At 60.7% G+C, this 18,289-nt stretch carries 22 protein-coding genes and 1 tRNA gene; 10 read left to right on the top strand and 13 right to left on the bottom strand.

What is annotated here, in order from left to right:
* The first annotated feature begins 245 nt into the window (after window positions 1-245).
* The gene (locus HFP57_RS07325; RefSeq protein WP_176869168.1) at window positions 246-1,256 is read left to right on the top strand and encodes a LysR family transcriptional regulator; all 1,011 of its coding nucleotides are present in this window, start codon (window positions 246-248) and stop codon (window positions 1,254-1,256) included.
* An 8-nt stretch (window positions 1,257-1,264) separates the two neighbouring features.
* On the opposite strand, the gene HFP57_RS07320 is transcribed toward HFP57_RS07325, so the two are convergent.
* Window positions 1,265-2,056 (bottom strand): SDR family NAD(P)-dependent oxidoreductase, encoded by a 792-nt coding sequence (locus HFP57_RS07320; protein ID WP_176869167.1) that lies wholly within the window; start codon window positions 2,054-2,056, stop codon window positions 1,265-1,267.
* Between the two features lie 258 nt (window positions 2,057-2,314).
* On the opposite strand from HFP57_RS07320, the gene HFP57_RS07315 reads away from it, so the two are divergent.
* From HFP57_RS07315 to HFP57_RS07305, 3 genes are all read left to right on the top strand, one after another.
* A complete protein-coding gene (locus HFP57_RS07315) occupies window positions 2,315-3,385 on the top strand; it encodes an NAD(P)H-dependent oxidoreductase (RefSeq protein ID WP_176869166.1) in 1,071 nt (356 codons plus the stop codon).
* Window positions 3,386-3,428: 43 nt separating this feature from the next.
* Window positions 3,429-4,148 carry an RraA family protein gene (locus tag HFP57_RS07310; RefSeq protein ID WP_176869165.1) on the top strand — a complete coding sequence of 240 codons (720 nt, stop codon included), beginning with the start codon at window positions 3,429-3,431 and terminating at the stop codon, window positions 4,146-4,148.
* Between the two features lie 95 nt (window positions 4,149-4,243).
* Window positions 4,244-4,657, top strand: a complete 414-nt coding sequence (locus HFP57_RS07305; protein ID WP_176869164.1) for a VOC family protein — start codon at window positions 4,244-4,246, stop codon at window positions 4,655-4,657.
* Between the two features lie 640 nt (window positions 4,658-5,297).
* On the opposite strand, the gene HFP57_RS07300 is transcribed toward HFP57_RS07305, so the two are convergent.
* A complete protein-coding gene (locus HFP57_RS07300; RefSeq protein WP_246263660.1) occupies window positions 5,298-5,714 on the bottom strand; it encodes a BLUF domain-containing protein in 417 nt (138 codons plus the stop codon).
* A 126-nt stretch (window positions 5,715-5,840) separates the two neighbouring features.
* Here HFP57_RS07300 and HFP57_RS07295 point away from each other — a divergent pair, with 126 nt between their 5' ends.
* Window positions 5,841-6,164: a P-II family nitrogen regulator gene (locus HFP57_RS07295; protein WP_176869163.1), complete on the top strand. Its 324-nt coding sequence runs from the start codon at window positions 5,841-5,843 to the stop codon at window positions 6,162-6,164.
* Between the two features lie 18 nt (window positions 6,165-6,182).
* On the opposite strand, the gene HFP57_RS07290 is transcribed toward HFP57_RS07295, so the two are convergent.
* The 3 genes from HFP57_RS07290 to HFP57_RS07280 form a co-directional block, all read right to left on the bottom strand.
* Window positions 6,183-7,190 carry a sodium-dependent bicarbonate transport family permease gene (locus HFP57_RS07290; protein ID WP_176869162.1) on the bottom strand — a complete coding sequence of 336 codons (1,008 nt, stop codon included), beginning with the start codon at window positions 7,188-7,190 and terminating at the stop codon, window positions 6,183-6,185.
* Window positions 7,191-7,401: 211 nt separating this feature from the next.
* A complete protein-coding gene (locus HFP57_RS07285; RefSeq protein WP_281363129.1) occupies window positions 7,402-7,935 on the bottom strand; it encodes a cation diffusion facilitator family transporter in 534 nt (177 codons plus the stop codon).
* A gap of 243 nt (window positions 7,936-8,178) precedes the next feature.
* Window positions 8,179-8,403 (bottom strand): CDGSH iron-sulfur domain-containing protein, encoded by a 225-nt coding sequence (locus HFP57_RS07280; protein WP_218135082.1) that lies wholly within the window; start codon window positions 8,401-8,403, stop codon window positions 8,179-8,181.
* A gap of 343 nt (window positions 8,404-8,746) precedes the next feature.
* Between HFP57_RS07280 and HFP57_RS18000 the strand changes: the two genes are divergently transcribed.
* A complete protein-coding gene (locus tag HFP57_RS18000) occupies window positions 8,747-9,184 on the top strand; it encodes a DUF2384 domain-containing protein (RefSeq protein ID WP_176869161.1) in 438 nt (145 codons plus the stop codon).
* Entirely contained in the window at window positions 9,181-9,876 is a 696-nt protein-coding gene (locus tag HFP57_RS07270; RefSeq protein WP_176869160.1) for an RES family NAD+ phosphorylase, read from the top strand. Before HFP57_RS18000 ends, HFP57_RS07270 begins: the two co-directional genes overlap by 4 nt.
* Window positions 9,877-10,032: 156 nt before the next feature.
* Here HFP57_RS07270 and HFP57_RS07265 read toward each other — a convergent pair.
* The 5 genes from HFP57_RS07265 to dapB form a co-directional block, all read right to left on the bottom strand.
* Window positions 10,033-10,109: transfer RNA gene (locus HFP57_RS07265), tRNA-Arg, on the bottom strand.
* 63 nt (window positions 10,110-10,172) lie between these two features.
* Window positions 10,173-10,580 carry a hypothetical protein gene (locus HFP57_RS07260; RefSeq protein ID WP_176869159.1) on the bottom strand — a complete coding sequence of 136 codons (408 nt, stop codon included), beginning with the start codon at window positions 10,578-10,580 and terminating at the stop codon, window positions 10,173-10,175.
* A 49-nt stretch (window positions 10,581-10,629) separates the two neighbouring features.
* On the bottom strand, window positions 10,630-11,289 hold the full coding sequence (gene nth, locus HFP57_RS07255; protein ID WP_176869158.1) for an endonuclease III: 660 nt from the start codon (window positions 11,287-11,289) through the stop codon (window positions 10,630-10,632).
* On the bottom strand, window positions 11,286-11,942 hold the full coding sequence (locus tag HFP57_RS07250; protein ID WP_218135081.1) for a DUF2238 domain-containing protein: 657 nt from the start codon (window positions 11,940-11,942) through the stop codon (window positions 11,286-11,288). The genes nth and HFP57_RS07250 overlap by 4 nt, the downstream gene beginning before the upstream one ends.
* Before the next feature lie 18 nt (window positions 11,943-11,960).
* On the bottom strand, window positions 11,961-12,686 hold the full coding sequence (gene dapB, locus HFP57_RS07245; protein WP_176871193.1) for a 4-hydroxy-tetrahydrodipicolinate reductase: 726 nt from the start codon (window positions 12,684-12,686) through the stop codon (window positions 11,961-11,963).
* A gap of 189 nt (window positions 12,687-12,875) precedes the next feature.
* On the opposite strand from dapB, the gene HFP57_RS07240 reads away from it, so the two are divergent.
* On the top strand, window positions 12,876-13,139 hold the full coding sequence (locus HFP57_RS07240; RefSeq protein WP_176869157.1) for a hypothetical protein: 264 nt from the start codon (window positions 12,876-12,878) through the stop codon (window positions 13,137-13,139).
* Between the two features lie 3 nt (window positions 13,140-13,142).
* Window positions 13,143-13,598, top strand: coding sequence for an SRPBCC family protein (locus tag HFP57_RS07235; RefSeq protein ID WP_176869156.1), 456 nt, complete (start codon window positions 13,143-13,145; stop codon window positions 13,596-13,598).
* A 27-nt stretch (window positions 13,599-13,625) separates the two neighbouring features.
* On the opposite strand, the gene HFP57_RS07230 is transcribed toward HFP57_RS07235, so the two are convergent.
* Window positions 13,626-15,638 (bottom strand): sulfatase-like hydrolase/transferase, encoded by a 2,013-nt coding sequence (locus HFP57_RS07230; protein WP_176869155.1) that lies wholly within the window; start codon window positions 15,636-15,638, stop codon window positions 13,626-13,628.
* 121 nt (window positions 15,639-15,759) lie between these two features.
* Between HFP57_RS07230 and HFP57_RS07225 the strand changes: the two genes are divergently transcribed.
* A complete protein-coding gene (locus HFP57_RS07225; protein WP_176871192.1) occupies window positions 15,760-16,464 on the top strand; it encodes an NAD-dependent deacylase in 705 nt (234 codons plus the stop codon).
* A gap of 1 nt (window position 16,465) precedes the next feature.
* Here the strand turns inward: HFP57_RS07225 and era are convergent, their stop codons facing one another.
* Both era and rnc read right to left on the bottom strand, forming a co-directional pair.
* Window positions 16,466-17,371 carry a GTPase Era gene (gene era, locus HFP57_RS07220; protein WP_176869154.1) on the bottom strand — a complete coding sequence of 302 codons (906 nt, stop codon included), beginning with the start codon at window positions 17,369-17,371 and terminating at the stop codon, window positions 16,466-16,468.
* 220 nt (window positions 17,372-17,591) lie between these two features.
* Window positions 17,592-18,263, bottom strand: coding sequence for a ribonuclease III (gene rnc / locus HFP57_RS07215; protein WP_176869153.1), 672 nt, complete (start codon window positions 18,261-18,263; stop codon window positions 17,592-17,594).
* Window positions 18,264-18,289 lie beyond the last annotated feature (26 nt).

Below are 18,289 nucleotides of genomic sequence, written 5' to 3'. Positions count from 1 at the left end.
AGCGCAGACAACAGTTCAATAGCCGGAGGAAATTATGGGATGCCACCGGCATGCCAAGATGCTCTCACCAAGCGCAACGCCATTATGTGTATTATACACTTGACTGGCCAATGTCGATCTGGGAAACTACCTTCTGTAAGGCGACAGGCCATGTCGCGGGATTGACGGTGTAGGCGTCGCGACGCTTTTCTCACCGCTGAGTCTGGCTATAGCGCTGATCGCCCGCCTTTAGGAGGGGCGAGAGTATGGACAGACTGGGCAGCATATCGGCCTTTCTGCAGGTTGCGGAGCTCGGCAGCTTTGCCAGCGCAGGTAAAGTAATGGGCGTTTCGGGTTCCGCGGTCAGCAAGAGCGTCTCGCGTTTGGAAGACCGGCTCCGCGTCAGATTGTTTAATCGCACGACCCGCGCTTTGAGCCTTACTGATGAAGGGCGCGAGTTTCGTGATCGGTGTGCGCCTATCCTCGCCGATCTTGACGATGCTGAAAATGTGATGGTCGAGCGCGCCGCTGCGCCGAGCGGCGCGTTGCGTGTTGGCCTTCCGACCGCACTCGGGCGGATCAAGATCCTGCCCATCCTCGGATTACTGACAAGTAAGTTTCCTGATCTGCGTATCGACGCCTTGTTGAGCGACGACGTAATCGACATGGTTGATGCTGGCCTCGACGTGACCGTTCGAATCGGCGAGCCGCGCGACTCCGGGCTTATGATGAAGCGCGTCGGTTCAGTACGTTACATCGTTTGCGCCGCGCCTTCGTACCTCGCACGGAGCAGCCCACCGAGTACGCCGGACGAACTTTCGCAATACGATTGTATTCAGCGCCTTCCGCACGCTTGCTCCCCAGATGGGGCATGGAAGTTTACCGACCTAGAGACCGGTGCTTCTTTTGACCGCTCCGTTTCGGGATCGTTGAGCTTGGATTCTGCGGATGCGGTGATCGAAGCAACTTTGGCTGGTTCCGGCCTGGCCCAGCTCCACGATTACATGGCCGAGCCGTATCTAGTCTCCGGCGAGCTCGTACAGGTGTTGGGAACCTACGCCGTCGAGGGACCGCCGATCTGTATCCTTTATCCATCCCCTCGTCACCTTACGCCGAAAGTCAGGGCCTTCATCGACATCGTTACCGATAACTTCAGAAATCGGCCAGATCGTTCGTCCGATCGCCAGCACTTGTTAGAAGCCCAGTCCGACCAGGGCGCGGACACGTCAGCGAATGTGGCCGCTCACCACCGCCCACGTCTCGTCGCTTCGCGGTAAAAAACTCGTTAAACGACGGGAATCGAGCCGCCGTTGATCGCGAAGTCCGATCCGGTGGCGAAACCGGGGCGTTCTGACGCTAAGAATACGCACAGCGCCGCAACTTCCTCTGGGGTGCCCAATCGTCCCAGCGGAAGACGGCGTTGTTCGGTGGCGAAAAGATGCACGGCGGTTTCGCGGTCAACGCCGTACTGGTCCGCAAGAATGTCGGCAAAACCGCCAGGGCGATCCCACATGGGTGTCCGGATCGGACCGGGGCTCACAATGTTCGAGCGAACGCCCTTGGGACCGAACTCGATAGAGATTGTCTTCGAGAACATTAGCATCGCCGCCTTGGACAGCGAGTAATCGACAAAGAATGGATCAGGCATTCGGCCTGCATCCGACGCGACGCTGACGATAACGCCTCCCCCTTTGGCCACCATCTCGGGAAGCACTGCGCGACATGCGCGCAGCATGCTCATAAAGTTGATGTCCATAGTCTTTTGAAGATCGTCGTCAGTGATATCGTTGAAGCCGCCTCTCACTGGCCCGACGCCGACGCAATTGATCAAAATGTCTATGCCGTCAAACTCGTTCTTCGCGCGCAAGATCAACGATCCTGGACCCTTCGATGTCCCGAGATCGACTTCTACGCCTACAAGGGTGCCGGCGTCGGCAAGAGACTTAAGATCATCGATCGCAATGTCGCCTGCGACGACCCGAGCGCCCTCCTCTACTAACATGCGACAGACAGCAAGTCCGATTCCGGAGCCAGCGCCGGTAACCACTGCAACTTTGCCCCGAAGTCCGAGATTCATAGGTCCTCCATCTGAAAGTGGTACCAAGGCACTTTAAAGACGCACTACACCACATCTCGTTGAAGTAGGATCGCAGGCAACTCACCTACGGCGCAAGCGCGGTCAAAGTCATGGCACTAGTGAAGTGAATTCGCGCAACTCCGAGTGAGCGGCTAATTGATGACTTTCAGGAAGGACTGCCATTCCCTGCGGCATTCTCGCCCACGGCTAACCGAGGGGGTATCTGCAACTAATTGTTCAGTCGATTCAGGAAGCAAGATGAAAGTCTTCGTCGTTTATGCCCATCACGACCGCAACTCGTTCGCGCGTGGGATGCTTGATCGAGCGTTGGAAGTCCTCGCCGAAGAGGGGCATGAGGTTCGCGTTTCGGACTTGCATGCGATGAATTTCAAGGCCGTCGCCGATGACGATGATTTTACAACACCCAGACCGGACGGCCCTAGTTCCGTTACGAGCTATCAGGCTCGCCAGAAGGACGCGGTCGAACTTGGGACGTTCACGCAGGATATTCTCGACGAACAAGACAAGCTCGATTGGGCGGATGCTGTTCTGTTCATATTCCCGTATTACTTTTTCAACATGCCAGCGATCCTCAAGGGGTGGTGCGAACGCGTGATCGTATACTGGAAATATTATGCGTTCGATCACCCCACGATCGGCGCTTACGCCCAGGCTGGATTAAGCGGAAAACGGGCTCTGATCGGCATGACTTCGGGGGCACCGGCCCCCGAAGAGGGTTTGACCGTGAGCCGCCATCACGAGCGAATCGAGGCGATGCAAAACGGCTCGTTGAACTATGCTGGTTTTGACGTTCTGACACCTTTTATCGCCTGGGGCGTTCCTTGGGTCGGACAAGAGGCGCTCGATGCTCGCATGGACGAATGGGCCGATCGCCTGCATAATCTGTTTGACGAGGAACCCGAGATTCCTGTGGCCAAGGGTCCGACACCTGCGCCGGAATTGCTGACCGGTCGAGCGCGCTCTCCCGGCGACTGGGTATGGCCCTACGGCAATGACAGGGCGATTGCCGAAAAGGTTGTTATGGCAAAGCTCAAGGCGCAAAGCGGCAAGAGCGATGCTTTAGTCGACAAGCTGCGACCCTATGTCGAGGCGGCAGTGAATGACATCGGCGCACCGATCTACTCGGTGCTTCGCTCGCCTCACAATTCCGACGAAGTCTGGCTCATCGAAGCGTATGAGGACGCCGATGCGCATAAGCGACATCAACAGTCGCCTTCGTTCGATGGTATCGCCGCGGATCTCGGTGGCCTGCTGGCCGCGCCGCCCGAAGTTATAACGCTGCGGCCGGAGTTTTCGAAGGGTATTTAAGTTGCCAGATAGTCGCAGAGATAATGAAGGCCCGCTCGGATGGATGGTGCGCGGCGACGTTCCGGCGCCTATACCACGCTCTCTGATCAAACGTCTCGAGGCCATCGGCGATCTGTCGAGCACGGTTTCCGATGTGCTCGACGAACTCGGATTGGTGGGGGCGGTCGGCGCCTCGGCACTCCGTCCTACGTTGCCTGGCGGTCGGGTAATCGGAAGGGCGATTACCGTTCGAAATCAGGAACAGCGTGTCTCGCCGCTCGCGAATGCAACCGGGTGCGACTGGAAGATGGCCGAAATTGTGGCCATTGCGGAGGCCGAACGTGGTGACGTCCTGCTCATTGGAGGTGTCGCCCATGTCTCCAATATGGGCGGGCTCATAGCGACTATTGCAAAGCGTCAAGGCCTGGCGGGGGCGGTAGTTGATGGTGCGGTTCGCGACGTGGCGCACTCACGTGGCATCGAGTTTCCAATTTGGTCGAGCCATGTCAGTCCCATAACCGGCAAATGGCGATGCATAACACGCGAGATCAATGGTCCGGTGACGTTGGTCGGCGTCACCGTCTCGGCAGGCGACTTGGTGATCGCCGACGAGACCGGAGTGTGCTTCGTCCCGGCGGAAAGGGTCGCTGAAGTCGTCGAGCGGTGCGAGCAGATTTCCGAATATGAAACCAAACTTGAGAACGACATAGAGAGCGGTCTTACGGTCGAGGATCTGATTGATCAGCTTTATGGAGCTAACGCGGAGGTCGCGGATAATAGCTAAGATTCCAACAGCACCCGTGAGGCATACCTCCTCGTTTGGCGACACTCGAACGAAAGTGCTGTCACGGTGGTTTCACGACAAGATAAGGACAGGATATGATTATCAAACGTCTCGATCATGTAAATATCTTCACCGACCGCCTGGCTGCAACAGCCCAGTTTTACGCCGAGTTGCTCGATCTGGAACAGCGTAATGGCCCGCCACCATCGACGCCTGATAACGTCCTGTGGATGTATGACCATTCCGATCAGGCAATTCTGCATCTCAACTCACTCGACGAGCCGCCCGGATACGAACGCGCGTACAACCGCGAAGTGAAGCCTGGCAGCGAGACCGGAGCGATCCACCACGTTGCCTTCCTGTGCGGCGAGTTCGACGAGGTCAAATCGCGGCTCGACCAGCGCGGCGCGGAATATGAGATAAGAGATATCCCCTCGGTCGGCTTGAGGCAGATCTTCACTGCAGATCCGAACAACGTCCTGCTCGAGCTGAACTTCTTCGACGCATAGAGTCGGCAGGACTGTCAACTTAAGGCGGACAGGACGCAGGGATGCGTGCTTCTCAGATCTCAAACGCAACGTCAGTGCGCGCCGGTTTGAGTATTGCAGCAGGGTCGTTTTGGCAATTTGCAACGCTCGAAGGCGAGGATCTAAACCCCATTGTAACGTTTTGACGGCGCGCAAAATCGAGAGATCTTAGCGTTTACGAATGTCCGCTTTCACGCGACCGCAATTGCGTTTGGTATGTCCAACATTGGGTCGGAAGCGACCGTAGCGCTACCGCATGACGGAATACCCGTTTCCGCTATTCGTCGTGTTTTTGTGGACCGTCCGCTGTCGGCTCATTTCTCGCCACATGTCGAAGTCGAACGAACGGCCATTTTTGGGCATTCGGTGTCGCACGATGGACGTCGTAAATTGGTCGATTGCAGCCCGTCGGTTTTCGAAGCGGAGGATACGAAGATTGGACACTAGCTGTCAGCAAGATCGCCCTAGCGCGACCAGTCCTAAATCCAGGATACTGAGACCAGCCGCACCGCAATGCCAAACAGGCTATCAGGCCAGAATTCCGGCAGGCGGAAATGCTCGAGACCGAGAAAACCGACTTCGGACAGGAAGCGAAGACGTCTTCAATCGCCTGCTTCGCCCTTCAACTCCCGACCTCTTTTGAAAGCCGCCCGAAAACGGCCAATATCTCTTCCTTGTTCGCGCTTTCGACAGCGCCATTCGCGACTTCCTCCTGTGTCCACATCCAGGATTGCACCGGATCGTCTCGCATCGCCCAAACGCCGAACAGACGGCCCTCAGCGGATTCGCGGATCAGCAATTTCGGTTCAACATGCCGGTCGTCATGCACGATGCGGGCGTAGAGGCCATCGACCGCGTTGTCGGGGCCTTCAAGCAATTGGAGATAGAGATCCGCGCGGCAAATCAGCGCGCCGGAGATATCATTGCGCGCATTGTGGGCCCGGGCCTCGACCAAGATACCGTTGAGCGTCGCCTCATCGAAACCGAACAGGCGCGAAGCATAGACAAGACGAGTAAGGGCTATGGTCGATAGCTCCACCAAAAAAGGCCGGATGTTATCCTAGCACAGCTTCGGCGAAGCGCACATTATGTCCGCGACATGTCGGCTTGACCCCAGGCAGACTGGGACATAGCAAAGCGGCAACCTGTCGAGAGGGCGAAAGCCGTGACCTATAAAGCGATCAAGGTCGTGATCATCACCGAAAAGCTGATCTTCGACGGCGTGGCCGAAATCATCGAGGAGGCGGGCGGCACTGGCTACACGGTCGTTGCCGCGGGCGGCAAGGGCAGCCGCGGTGTGCGTTCCACAAGCCGAGCCTCGGTGGTGGATGCCTTCACCAATGTGAAGATCGAGGTGATCGTCTCCGACCATGACATTGCCGAGCGGATCACGGACACGGTCGCCGCGCGCTATTTCGGCGATTATTCAGGCATAACCTATCTCGAAGAGGTCGAAATCCTGCGCCCGGACAAATTCCTGCAGTATTAGCCGCAGCGCTTATTCAGCTTAAATTCCGAACACGATTTGCGCGAGCGCCAGATAGAGCGGGATACCGATCGCGATAGCCACGGGCGTCCCGATACTGGTCGATGAACCGATATAGGCGGAAGGATTGGCCGAGGGGATCGCGGCGCGCAGCGTCGGCGGCCCGGAAATATCCGAACTCGATCCGGCGATCACCGCCAGCAGAACGACACCACCCGGGCTGAAACCGATGGCGAGATGCAGCAGATAGCCAAGGCCGAAGGCAATCAGGCCATGAGCCAGGGGCGCGACGACCGCATAGACCGCATACCAATGCGCCACCTTGCGGATCTCATTGAGCCGCTGATACGCCTCGATCCCCATGATCAGCATCAGGATTGACAGTAGCCCACGGAACAGCGGATCGTAAAACCCTTCGAACACCTGTTCGAGACGGGTCAGCAAGCCGAGCGCAAGACCCAGCAACAAGGCCGACAGCGCGGAGCCGCGTAGGCTGTCAGTGACAATCGACCATATGCCCGGCCTGTCTTCCTTGTCACCGTCGCGTTTGGCGAAATAGAGATTGGCGAGCACGATGGCGAGCACCAGCGCCGGGATATCCATGAACGGATAGAGCGCCGGTACCCAAGCTTCGTAAAAGATATCCTCCTCCTCTAGCAGGACCATCGCCGCGGCGAGCGTTGAGGCGCTGACTGCGCCGAACAGGCCGGCCGTTGCGATCGCGTCTTCGGTTTTTACGCCTGGCAAAAGGGCCAGAGTAAACCGGCCGATCAGCACGATGGCGCAACCCAGAATGACGGAGGCCAAGGCAGGAAGCAGCATCTGTGCAAGATTGGCCTCGCGGATATCCAACCCTCCCTCGATGCCGATCCGCATCAGCAGCATGAACACGGCGAATTTGTAGATCGCATCGGGAATTTCGAGCTTGCTCTGGAACGCCGCGAGCAACATTCCGCCGATCAGGAAGGCGAGCGCTGGCGACTGGAATTGCGTGACGAGACGCGTCAGAAAATCGCCCAGAAGCTCCATCGTCTCTTTCTCGCCAACCGGTTGCTCGCCCAAAGTCTATCGGTGGCGTCATAAGGAGCGTCAAGGCCTGAGCCGGTTTCAAGTCATAAGCCATGAAGGGGGGCATCATGCATCGAAAATTTGCCGCAGGCGATGAGCCTCGCATGGGCCGAAACGCGCAAGAGATCCGGTATCTGCTCAGGTTTGCGCAATCCAAGACTTGTGTCATCAGCTAGGTCGTTGGTCCCTTTGCTTCCCGTGCCTCCCGCAATATTTCGAAGGCTTCCTTAACGACGTAAACGCCGATCCCGGCACCGACGACGAGGTCGAAATACCGGTTACTGGTCAGGAACACGGCCAATCCGGATAGGATCACGGCGGCATTGGCAACCACGTCGGCTCTTGTGAAGATCCATGCCGCCCGCAGATGAACCTCGGCGCTGCGTTGCCGGGAGAGCAGCCGCAGCACAATGATGTTTATGGCGAGTGCTACAAGCGAAATGGCAATCATCCAGGCGCCGTCAGGTGGGCTGCCATCGAAAAGCCTTCTTATCACTTCGGCGATCAGCCCGATGCCGAGGAAGAGAAGCATCACTCCGCTCCATGTGGCTGCGTTGGCCTTGAACCGACTGCTGCGCCCGATTGCAGCCAGCGCAATCGCGTAAACGGACGCATCGGACAGCATGTCCAATCCATCGGCGATAAGGCCCGCCGAATTGATGAGGATACCGGCCGTCACTTCCGTCACGAACATCGCCGCGTTCAAAACCAGTGCGATCTAGAGCGTGCATTGCTGAGCCTTGGTCTCAACCGGTTTCGGTTCGCATCCGCAATCTGCCATATGGCAGATTTAGAGATCAGCCGCGCGCCGGCCAAGGCTTTCGCCGCCAGCCGATTGAGAGGTTCCTAAGCGTCTACGGGCACCATGCGTCGCCCAACCGAAGCAGTGGAAACCAGCTTTCGGCAATGGCGTTCACCGTCAGTAATTGGCTACAATGGGGGGCGAAAATCAGTCTTCGGTCTTAACGGCGGCCTCGGCAGCTTCGAAACCAACCTTGCTGTGCTGGCCGTCGCAAAATGGTTTCGTGGTGGAAGCTCCGCATCGGCAGAGATACATTTTGGGCTTGCCCTCAAGATCATACGGATTGCCGTCCTTATCCTTGAGCGCAACACCGCCGAGATCACCCGATACCTCATATGGGCCGTTCTTCAGAGCCCTAACTTCGACAGCCATAATCTTCTCCTGTGATTTGACCTTTCAGTGGCTAGCGAGAGCGTACCGGATGCGCAGACTGCCAACCAGCAAAATTGCATCAATCCAATTCGTCGATGCACCTGCTTCGAACTCTTGCATAAGCATCCGCCGGAAGCGAAGAACCTGGGCGATCTTATGAAAGTCGGATACCTCCACTTGGCTCGGCACAACTTTGCCCAACGTCGGCTTTCGAGATTTCATCCATTACCCTTTCGATGGCGGGGATTGGTCGGAAGCAGAAATTCGGCGAGGTCGAAAACGGCGCTCAGTATTGACAATATCCAATGTTGGAGTCATTTAAGCTTCAATATTGGAGAAAACGATGGTTGCGCAGCTCGTATATCCAGCTACGCGCAAAGACCTGATCCCGCCGATCAACTTGTCGGTTCGTGCTGAGCGCGACCGACTGAGCTCGGACGCCATACGCGCCTTTTTCAACATCATGAAGCGCTGGGAAATCCGCGATGCCGACGCGCGACAGCTGCTCGGCGGCATGTCGAACGGTGCTTTCTATACTCTCAAGAAGAATCCTGACCGCGCCCTTGGCGAGGATCGGCTGCGGCGCATTTCCTATCTCGTTGGCATCTTCAAGGCACTCAATATCCTCTACAGCGAGAAGCTGGCTGATCGTTGGATTCAGCTTTCCAACAAGAATCGCATTTTCAGTGACGATACACCGCTCGCCTATATGATGAAGGGTGGTCTGCCAGCCTTCCAGACGGTACGGCGGCTGCTCGACGCGCGGCGGGGCGGGCATTGAAGCTGCCACCCGTCACGGCGATACGCCAGCAAGACACGCACCGTCTCATCCCATCCAAATATAGCAAGAGCGGCGACAGTGTGCTCACCCGCATCGCCGATGACGCTGATCATCTTCACGCGATCTTCGATCTCGATCACGCGACCAACGATCGATTGCTGGCTGAGAATAATCTGCTGCCAGGCATAGGAGTCGATGAGCTGGTTTTCGGCATCTCCTATTACCGCATCGTCAATGCCGCCTTTACGCATGCAAATCCGTTGGGTAGCCGGTTCAACAGCCCCGATCGCGGGGCCTGGTATGCCGGTTTCGAACTCGAAACATCGCAAGCCGAGATCGCGTTTCATAAATCGGTCGAGCTCGCCGAGATCGACTGGTTCGACGAAAGCGTGACCTATGACGGCTATCTCGCCGATTTCGGGGGCGAGTTTCATGACATTCGCGGACCGGAGGGGTTCGCGGATTGCCTCGATCCCGAAAGCTACCAGGCCTCGCAGAATCTCGCCGACCGGCTGTTGAACGATGGGTCGGCTGGCATCGTCTATCCCGGCGTGCGCCGCGACGGCGGCACCTGCCTCGCCTGTTTCCGGCCGGCGCTGATGAACAATGTCCGCAAGAGCGCGCGCTACAGGTTCACTTGGTCAGGTGAACCGGAACCGGCGATCGAGATCGAAAAGAGCTTCATCGACTAACGGGTGGCGCCCTTCGCTTTCATCGCGCCTGACTTTTCAACTTATCCACAGAACCCGGAATTTCTGACTATTTTGCTTCCAAATTGCTTCCAAGCGTTTTTGCAGTGCAACGGCTGCATTTGGAAGCAAGATAAGCATTTGATTTTATTAGGAAAATGGCGCACCCGACAGGATTCGAACCTGTGGCCTCTGCCTTCGGAGGGCAGCGCTCTATCCAGCTGAGCTACGGGTGCGTGGCGAATGCGCCTAGCAGGAAGCGTTCGCTCCCGCCAGCCCGTTTTTCGGGTCTTCAGCCGTTACTCGTCTTCAGGAAATTCGACCGGCTGGAACTGGCCGAGGCCACAGCTCGGCCCGCTGATCGCCCCGCCGCCCGTCCGGATAACCGTGATGATGTCGGTCGAGCAGAGCCGGCTCAGCGACGTCTGGTAGCTGAAGGCTTCTTCGAAGCCGAGACCGTTGCATTCACGCGGCAGCGTGTTGCGGTAGATCCGGCCGCCGGTCATGTGGAAATCGATCGTTCGGTCGTCATGCACCCGCGTGTTCCGGATCTGGCTCAGCGCAACGCAGGTGACCGGCTCGCCGACCGCCCGCGCCTGTTGCCAGCGCGGCACTTCGTCTTCGGCTACCGACATCGAGGGGATCGCGAAAGCGGCGATCGCGGCCGCGGCGCCCGCGACGGGAAGGGCAAGAATCGATCTACGCATGGCTATCTCCTTGTAATATCCGCATAGCGATCATGAGATGAACGCCAGTTTAAGCGTTTTTCCGCTTTTTTGCCGGTTCGGGCGTTTTGGCCTTGAAGTTACAATATTCGACAACCGGGCAGCGCCAGCATTCGGGCGTCCGGGCCTTGCAGACATAGCGGCCGTGCAGGATCAGCCAGTGATGCGCGTGGCGCTTGAAATCGGCCGGCGTCACCTTTTCGAGCTTCTTTTCGACCGCGAGTACGGTTTTGCCGGGCGCGAGGCCCGTGCGGTTCGAGACCCGGAAGATATGCGTATCGACGGCGATCGTCTCATGGCCGAAGGCGGTGTTGAGAACGACATTGGCAGTCTTGCGGCCGACGCCGGGCAGCGCTTCGAGCGCCTCGCGGGTTTGCGGTACCTCTCCGTCATGTTCGGCGATCAGGATTTCCGCCGCCTTGATAACGTTCTTGGCCTTGGTGTTGAACAGCCCGACCGTCTTGATGTGCTCCTTCAGCCGTTCTTCGCCGAGTTCGAGCATCTGTTCCGGCGTCTCCACCTCCCCGAACAGCTTCTTGGTCGCCTTGTTCACCCCGACATCGGTCGCTTGGGCCGACAGCGCCACGGCGACGAGAAGCGTATAGGGGTTGGTGTAATTGAGTTCGGTCTCCGGTTCGGGATTGTTCTCGGACAGGCGATGGAAGAATTCGTAGATATCAGCCTTTTTCATGCGGTGTCCTGCTCTTCTTCCCGGTCGAACAGGTGGCGATTGTCAGCGACGAAAGTACCGATCATGCCGGAAAGCCAGCCGTCCTGCCTGCCCTTGAGATAGGCGTATCCGGCAAAGGCGCCGACCCCGGCACCGACGCAATCGACGATGAGGTCGTACATCGTGTCGACCAGCCCGGATTTCTGCATGTTGAGGCCGAACGTCTGGTCCATCACGAACTCGAATATCTCCCAGACCGCGCCGATCGCGATGCCGAAGACGAAGGCGAACAGCGCGACCAGGCGGGGCGAGCCCGTCATCCGGTCCGCGCCGAGCAGCATCAGGATCAATATCGTGCCGATCATGCCGAAGCCGATGGCGGAGCCGGTGTGCAGCACCACGTCCCACCACCAGAAGCGCTCGTAGAAATCGCCGACTTCGCCGAGGAATAGCGTGGCGACGAGGAAGAAGACGATGGCGCCGGTAAAGGCGTTGGGGATGCGGATGCCCGACCAGCTCTGGAAAACGATCGGCAGGAAGGTGAGGGCCAGCGTGACGGAGGCGATGAAGAGCGTCGTCCAGTTGCCCGTCACTATCGCGAACCCGCCGGCCCAGATCAGCAGGCCCCACATGAGATAGGTGATGACGCTCTGGCGCGGGGAAAACGGGTTCATCCGGTGTCCACCCGATCCCTACAGGCCCAGCACATCGGCCATCGCGTAGCGCCCGGCCGGCTTGCCGGCGAGCCAGAGCGCGGCCCGGATCGCGCCGCGGGCGAAGATCTCGCGGCTCTCCGCGCGATGGCCGAGTTCGATCCGCTCGCCCTCGGCCGCGAACACCACCTGATGGTCGCCGGCGACCGATCCGCCGCGCAGCGAGGCGAAGCCGATCGCGCCTTCCGTCCGCGTGCAATCGAGCCCGGCCCGGCCTTCTTCGGCGACCTCGCCAAGTGTCGTTTCGCGTCCCGCCGCCGCCGCCTCGCCGAACAGCAGCGCCGTACCCGACGGCGCATCGACCTTGTGGCGATGGTGCATCTCGACGATCTCGATATCCCATTCCGTGCCGAGCCGCGCCGCGGCATCGCGGACGAGATGGGCGAGCAGGTTGACGCCGAGCGAGGTGTTCGCGGCCTGGAGGATCGCGATATCCTGCGCCGCCTCGTCGATCAGCGCGTGATGCCGTTCGCCGAGCCCGGTCGTGCCGATCATGATCGGGGTCGCCGTCTCGCGCGCGGCCAAAAGATTGGCTTCGAGCGCGCCGGGGGCCGAAAAATCGACCAGCACGTCGCTGGCCCCGGCCAGCGCGGCCACATCCTCGCCCGCATCGACGCCGCCCGCATGGCCCGCGCTGCCGTCCAGCAGGGCGGCGATCGTCCGGCCCATCCGTCCTTCGCTGCCGATTATGCCGATATTCTTCATCGCACCCGTCTCGGAAGTCACCAGAAGTCGTACCCTAATAGAGCGGATCGCCGGTTCCACAAAAACCCGATTCCGGTCCGTCCGCCGTCCGACCATGACAGATGCGCCCGCACAAAAACAGCCATCCGCGCATATCGCCTTGACGTTATGTACCATGGTACATAAATAACAGATAACAAGGAGATCGGAATGGCGAAGAAATCCGTTGTGAAGCGCGTGCAGACCGGCGTCCGCATGGAGGCCGATATGCTCAAGGTGCTGAAGGGCCTGGCCGAATATCTCGACCTGTCGCTCGGCGACCTGCTCGAGGGGATCGTGCTCCATGCCTTCGAGGGCAAGCCGCCCTTTTCCGAAACGACCGCGGCGAAGATCGAGCAGCTCCGGTCGGTCTACGGGTTCACGCTCTCGGCGGCCGACAGTCACCGGCTCGTCGAAGAGAATGAGGAGGAGTGAAAGATGGCATCGAATTTGCGCGTGCGGCGCGCCGGAACGCTGCATATCGACCTGCCGCCCGAACAGGCGTTCTTCTATTTCACGGCGGAAGGCGAACGGGCCTATATCGACAGCTGGGATCCGCGCATGGCGGATGGCGGCGCCGAGCAGGAACGCGGCAGCGTGTTCACCACCGACGCCGATGGCGAATTGACCATCTGGACGGTGCTGGAAAGCGATGCCCGCGCTGGGCGGGCTCTCTATTCGCGGGTTACGCCGGGATCCCGGGCCGGCTTCGCAGAGGTGGCTTTGACGGCGGACGGGGCGGGGACGCGCGTCCGGATCGGCTACGATCTCACCGCGCTCGTACCCGAGGCGAATGAGCGGCTGGCCGCTTTCGACCTGGGATTCGATGCCATGCTGGCCGACTGGTCGAAGAAACTGGCGGCGCTCGCGGAGGAGGCAGAACGCGCGGCCTGACCGGCGGCGTCTACAGACCCGGTGTCGTTAGCGCTCGGCGCGGCGCTCGCGGCGCTGGATGGCGCCTAGCCACCGCTCGCTCGCCCAGCGGTCGATCAGCCGGTCGGCGGAGCGCCGTTCGGCCGAGCCGTTAGCCAGTTCGGCATAGCGCCGCCACGGGCCGTCGCCGGTGCGCACGGCCTCGCGGTTGAGATCGAAAACGGTCCAGCGCCCCTCGGCATCGACCGAGCCGATCTTGCCCGGCCGGTCGAGCGTCCCGAGATACTGGAACACACGCTGCGGCGTCGGCGGAACGATATCGGCGCCGGCGGCCCGGAGGACGATCGGCCGCATATCGGCCAGTCCGATCGGATTGCCGAGCGGGATATCGGGCGCGCTGAGTATGAAGGGTATCTGCGTCTGTTCGGCGCTCAGCATATGGCCATGGCCGAGAAAGCCGTCGTCGAACAGGGATTCGCCGTGATCGGCCGTAATCACGATCAGGCTGTTCTCGTACACGCCGAGCCTTTCGAGTTCGGCGATGAGTTCGCCGACCAGCCGGTCGTTATAGGCGATCGCGTTCCAATAGGTGCGTTGCAGCCATGCGCGATTGGCGGCGCTGATCTCGCCGCGCGGGATCGGATCGTCCTCGACGATCCGGTCGGTGCCCGGCGCAAAATAGGGGAAATGGGCGGACTGGAAATTGAAATAGAGGAAATGGGGTGTGTCCCATTGCGCCGGATCGCCGAGCTGTTCGCGGAACTCGCGCAGCACGATCCGGCCGTCGATGTAGAGCGAGCCTTCGGCGGCGAAGCTGAAAGCGCGTTCCTCGCGCTGCGTGTTGGCGTCGACGAAATAGCGGCCGCGCCGCATCCCCGTCACCGCGGCGATATCGCCGAAATCTTCCGCTTGGGCCGAGAAGACTCCGACTTCATATCTATTGGCGAGAAAATCGTCGACCAGCGAGGGCGCGCCGGGGGCGGGGTCGAGCCGCCCCGAGAACAGGCTCTTGAGCGAGAAGGTGGTGAAGCCGACATGGCTGTAGGCGGCCGGCGCGCTGCTGCCGCGGGCGACCAGCCCGTCGATGACCGGCGTGATCGAGCGGCCGTCGATGCGATGGCCGATGGCGTCGGCGCGCGCGCTCTCGAGCACGATCAGGATCACATGCGGCCGCGCGCCGCCGATCGCCGGCGTCGCGATTTCCGGAGGCTCCTGGAAGACCAGATCGCCGCCGAAACCGTCTTCGTCGATCCCGTTGCCCGGAATGTCGAGCGCATAGGGGTGACGGGCGGGATCGAACGGCTGGAGGTCGATCGGGTGCGAGAACAGGCTCCAGCCGTCGCGATCGAAATCGGTGATCTGCTGGAGCGGGGCCGACCAGAGGAAGATCGCGTTGAACCGCGCGAGCGCGCTACGGGTATCGTCGATGCGATTGGCGGAAAAGAGGAGCAGGGGTGCGATCAGGATCAGCAGACCGAGCTGGCGGGCGGTGCGCCGGGTGCGGTCCGGAGCGGGCGGCAGGCTGCTCCAGCGCCGCACCAGCAGGCGGCAGGCGAGGACATAGACGAGCAGCGCGCCGCCCGCCGACAGGAAGATGAGGCCGGCTTCGCTCATCGAAAAGAGCAGCGCATCGAGCAGGCTGCCGCCGCCGAGATTGCGGACGATCTGGAAGCTCATCGCGTCGCTGAAATAGGCGAGCGCCTGATATTTCGCGACGAGAGCTCCGACCCAGACCAACAGACCGAGAAAGACGAAGTTGAAGTAGAAGAGCGGCGTATCGGCCCTCGCGCCATGGAGACGGCGGACGAGGCGGAACGCGCCGTAGAATATCGCGGCCTGACAGACGAGCAGGACGATGAGGAAGGCGGCGATCTCGCCGGCTGTGTCGAGCGTCTGCGACTGGCCGAACCCGCCGCCGAAGATCGCGAATTTGCGTTCGGCGAGCGCCAGCTCGGCCAGCAGCGCGACGAGCACCGTGCCCGGCAGCGCGAGGCGGGCGCACAGTCCGAAGACCGTCTGGACGCTTCTCGGCGTCGACTGGCTGACAAGTTGGGTCGGCATATTGCCGATTTCTAAGCGAAATTGCTTAAGATCGGATTGCCGCGGCAAAGCGCCGGACCGTCCGGGAAAGGGAACCGGCGGCTTGACTTGCCGGTCCATAATGGACGGTTATGATGGAGATATGGGGGATATCCGCAATATCGTCGTCCTCACCGGGGCCGGCATTTCGGCCGAAAGCGGCGTGCCGACCTTTCGCGGGCCGGACGGCCTGTGGGAAGGGCATCGCGTGGAAGACGTGGCGACGCCCGAAGCCTATCGGCGCGACCCCGACCTCGTCCTCGATTTCTACGATCAGCGGCGGGCCAAGCTTGCCAGCGTCGAGCCCAACCCCGCCCATGTCGCGCTCGGCCGCCTCGATGCCGAATGGAAGGGAAAGCTGCTGATCGTCACGCAAAATGTCGACGACCTGCATGAGCGGGGCGGGGCGGAGCGGCTGCTTCATATGCATGGCGAACTCAAATCGGCATGGTGCCTGTCCTGCGGCGAGCGTCACCCGTTCGATGGGAAGATGGCCGGCTATCCGGCCTGCGCGGTTTGTGGGGTCAGCGGCCATGTCCGCCCCGATATCGTCTGGTTCGGCGAGATGCCCTATCGGATGGAGGAAATCGACGTGGCGATCGCGACCTGCGACCTGTTCGTCTCGGTCGGCACGTCGGGCGCTGTCTATCCGGCCGCCGGCTTCGTCCAGAGCGCGCGCTATGCGGGGGCCGAGACGCTGGAGCTCAACCTCGATCCGAGCGAGGGCAGCATCTTTTTCAACGAAAGCCGGATGGGGAGGGCGGGCGACCTGGTGCCGGAATGGGTGGATGCGGTTTTGGGCGGGTGATCTATTCCACCCAGTCGAGCCCGATATCGCGATAGAGGGTCTGATCCTCTTCCCAGTCGGGTTTCACCTTCACGTGCAGGAACAGATGGACCGTGCGGCCGAGCAGGCCGGATAGCTCTTCGCGTGCGGCCTGGCCGATCTGCTTGATCCGGCTGCCGCCCTTGCCGAGGACGATGGCCTTCTGCGTCGGCCGCGCGACAAGGATCTGCTGGCGGATTTCGACCGAGCCGTCCTTGCGTTCGGTATAGCTCTCGGTGTCGACCGCGCTCGCATAGGGGAGTTCGTTGCGCAGCTGGTGGTAGAGCTGTTCGCGCGTTACCTCGGCGGCGAGCAGGCGCTGGCTGGCATCCGAGACCTGGTCCTCGGGGAAATGCCAGGGGCCTTCGGGCATCGCCTCGGCGAGCGCGGCCTTGAGGTCGGCAACTCCGTCGCCGGTGGTCGCCGCGATCATGAAGGTGTCGACCGGTTCGAGTAATGCGTTGAGCGCCGCGGCGATGCGGAGCAGCTCGTCCTTTTTGGCAATATCGACCTTGTTGAGGATCAGCAGCTTGGGCTCGGGCCGTTTGCGCAGCGTCTCCACCATCTGCTCGATCCCGCCCTTGAGGCCTGCATGCGCGTCGACGATCAGCGCGATCAGGTCGGCGCCTTCCGCGCCGCCCCAGGCCGCGGCGACCATCGCCCGGTCGAGCCGGCGCTTCGGCGCGAAGATGCCCGGCGTGTCGATCAGCACGATCTGCGTATCGCCCTCGATCGCGATTCCCATCAGCCGGGTGCGGGTGGTCTGCGCCTTGGGGCTGGTGATCGCGACCTTCTGGCCGACCAGCGCGTTGACGAGCGTCGACTTGCCCGCATTGGGCGCGCCGACGACGGCCACGAAACCGCAGCGCTGGTTGGGTTCGTCGGTCATATGGTTGCCCTGAAATGCTGGTTATTTTTCAGAAACTTCCTGGCGGAAGTTCGCCGCACCGGCCCGCACCCCCTCCCGGCCTCCCACGAGTGTACCCTGAATGGGAGGTCGGGAGGGGGTGCGGGCCGGTACCGCGCCTGAGGCGAAGCCGAAGGTCTGACAAACAAATCCTGGTGCGGCGCCTGAGCGCTAGCGAAGGTCTGACAGAGAGAAGCCCGACTCATGCGAGTTTTTCCAGCAGCGCCAGCGCGGCCGCCTTTTCGGCTTCCTGCTTCGACGAACCTTCGGCTTGTGCGCTGTCGCGGTTCGGGATCTCGACGCGGATCGTGAAGCGCGGATTGTGCGGGGGACCGCTGCGGTCGACGATCGAGTAGACGGGCGGCTTGGCCCGGTTGGCGGCCGCCCATTCCTGTAGCGCACTCTTGGGGTGCTGGGGCGCGCGATCGACTTCCTCGACCCGGCTTTCCCAAACCTTGTAGACGAAGGAGCGCGCGGCATCGAAGCCCGCATCGCGGTAGAGCGCGCCGATCAGCGCCTCCATCACGTCGCCCAGAACATTGTCGCTGTCCGCGCTGCCGTCGTCGCGCGCCTGTTTGCCGAAGCGGATATGCGGCGCGACTCCGATCTCGCGCGCGATATCTGCGCAGGTCGTGCGCGAGACGAGCAAGGCGAGCCGGCTGTTGAGCTTGCCCTCGGCATCGCCCTCGTGGCGCTCGTAGAGCCAGGTCGAGATAATCAGGCCGAGCACCCGGTCGCCGAGAAACTCGAGCCGCTGATAATGGGGCTCGTCCATGCTCGGATGGGTAAGCGCGCGCTCGAACAGCGCGGAGTCACGCGGCCTGTGGCCGAGCGTATCGGCCAGCCAGGCATCGGTTTCGGGATTATCGGTCATTGCGCGGCTCTGTAACGGCGGCCGGC

The organism is Parasphingopyxis algicola (assembly GCF_013378075.1).
Classification (GTDB): Bacteria; Pseudomonadota; Alphaproteobacteria; order Sphingomonadales; family Sphingomonadaceae; genus Parasphingopyxis; species Parasphingopyxis algicola.
The sequence above is the reverse complement of the archived record's forward strand: the minus strand, read 5'-3'. Positions and strand labels throughout refer to the sequence as shown.

Excerpts from the sequence above, each read along its gene's own strand:
- HFP57_RS07310 (WP_176869165.1), top strand. The coding sequence starts at position 3,429 with ATGGTGCGCGGCGACGTTCCGGCGCCTATACCACGCTCTCTGATCAAA.
- HFP57_RS07250 (WP_218135081.1), bottom strand. The coding sequence starts at position 11,942 with ATGAACCCGTTTTCCCCGCGCCAGAGCGTCATCACCTATCTCATGTGG.
- HFP57_RS07325 (WP_176869168.1), top strand. The coding sequence starts at position 246 with ATGGACAGACTGGGCAGCATATCGGCCTTTCTGCAGGTTGCGGAGCTC.
- HFP57_RS07260 (WP_176869159.1), bottom strand. The coding sequence starts at position 10,580 with ATGCGTAGATCGATTCTTGCCCTTCCCGTCGCGGGCGCCGCGGCCGCG.
- HFP57_RS07280 (WP_218135082.1), bottom strand. The coding sequence starts at position 8,403 with ATGGCTGTCGAAGTTAGGGCTCTGAAGAACGGCCCATATGAGGTATCG.
- HFP57_RS18000 (WP_176869161.1), top strand. The coding sequence starts at position 8,747 with ATGGTTGCGCAGCTCGTATATCCAGCTACGCGCAAAGACCTGATCCCG.
- HFP57_RS07305 (WP_176869164.1), top strand. The coding sequence starts at position 4,244 with ATGATTATCAAACGTCTCGATCATGTAAATATCTTCACCGACCGCCTG.
- HFP57_RS07235 (WP_176869156.1), top strand. The coding sequence starts at position 13,143 with ATGGCATCGAATTTGCGCGTGCGGCGCGCCGGAACGCTGCATATCGAC.
- HFP57_RS07315 (WP_176869166.1), top strand. The coding sequence starts at position 2,315 with ATGAAAGTCTTCGTCGTTTATGCCCATCACGACCGCAACTCGTTCGCG.
- HFP57_RS07290 (WP_176869162.1), bottom strand. The coding sequence starts at position 7,190 with ATGGAGCTTCTGGGCGATTTTCTGACGCGTCTCGTCACGCAATTCCAG.
- rnc (WP_176869153.1), bottom strand. The coding sequence starts at position 18,263 with ATGACCGATAATCCCGAAACCGATGCCTGGCTGGCCGATACGCTCGGC.
- era (WP_176869154.1), bottom strand. The coding sequence starts at position 17,371 with ATGACCGACGAACCCAACCAGCGCTGCGGTTTCGTGGCCGTCGTCGGC.
- HFP57_RS07320 (WP_176869167.1), bottom strand. The coding sequence starts at position 2,056 with ATGAATCTCGGACTTCGGGGCAAAGTTGCAGTGGTTACCGGCGCTGGC.
- HFP57_RS07240 (WP_176869157.1), top strand. The coding sequence starts at position 12,876 with ATGGCGAAGAAATCCGTTGTGAAGCGCGTGCAGACCGGCGTCCGCATG.
- HFP57_RS07230 (WP_176869155.1), bottom strand. The coding sequence starts at position 15,638 with ATGCCGACCCAACTTGTCAGCCAGTCGACGCCGAGAAGCGTCCAGACG.
- HFP57_RS07225 (WP_176871192.1), top strand. The coding sequence starts at position 15,760 with ATGGGGGATATCCGCAATATCGTCGTCCTCACCGGGGCCGGCATTTCG.
- dapB (WP_176871193.1), bottom strand. The coding sequence starts at position 12,686 with ATGAAGAATATCGGCATAATCGGCAGCGAAGGACGGATGGGCCGGACG.
- nth (WP_176869158.1), bottom strand. The coding sequence starts at position 11,289 with ATGAAAAAGGCTGATATCTACGAATTCTTCCATCGCCTGTCCGAGAAC.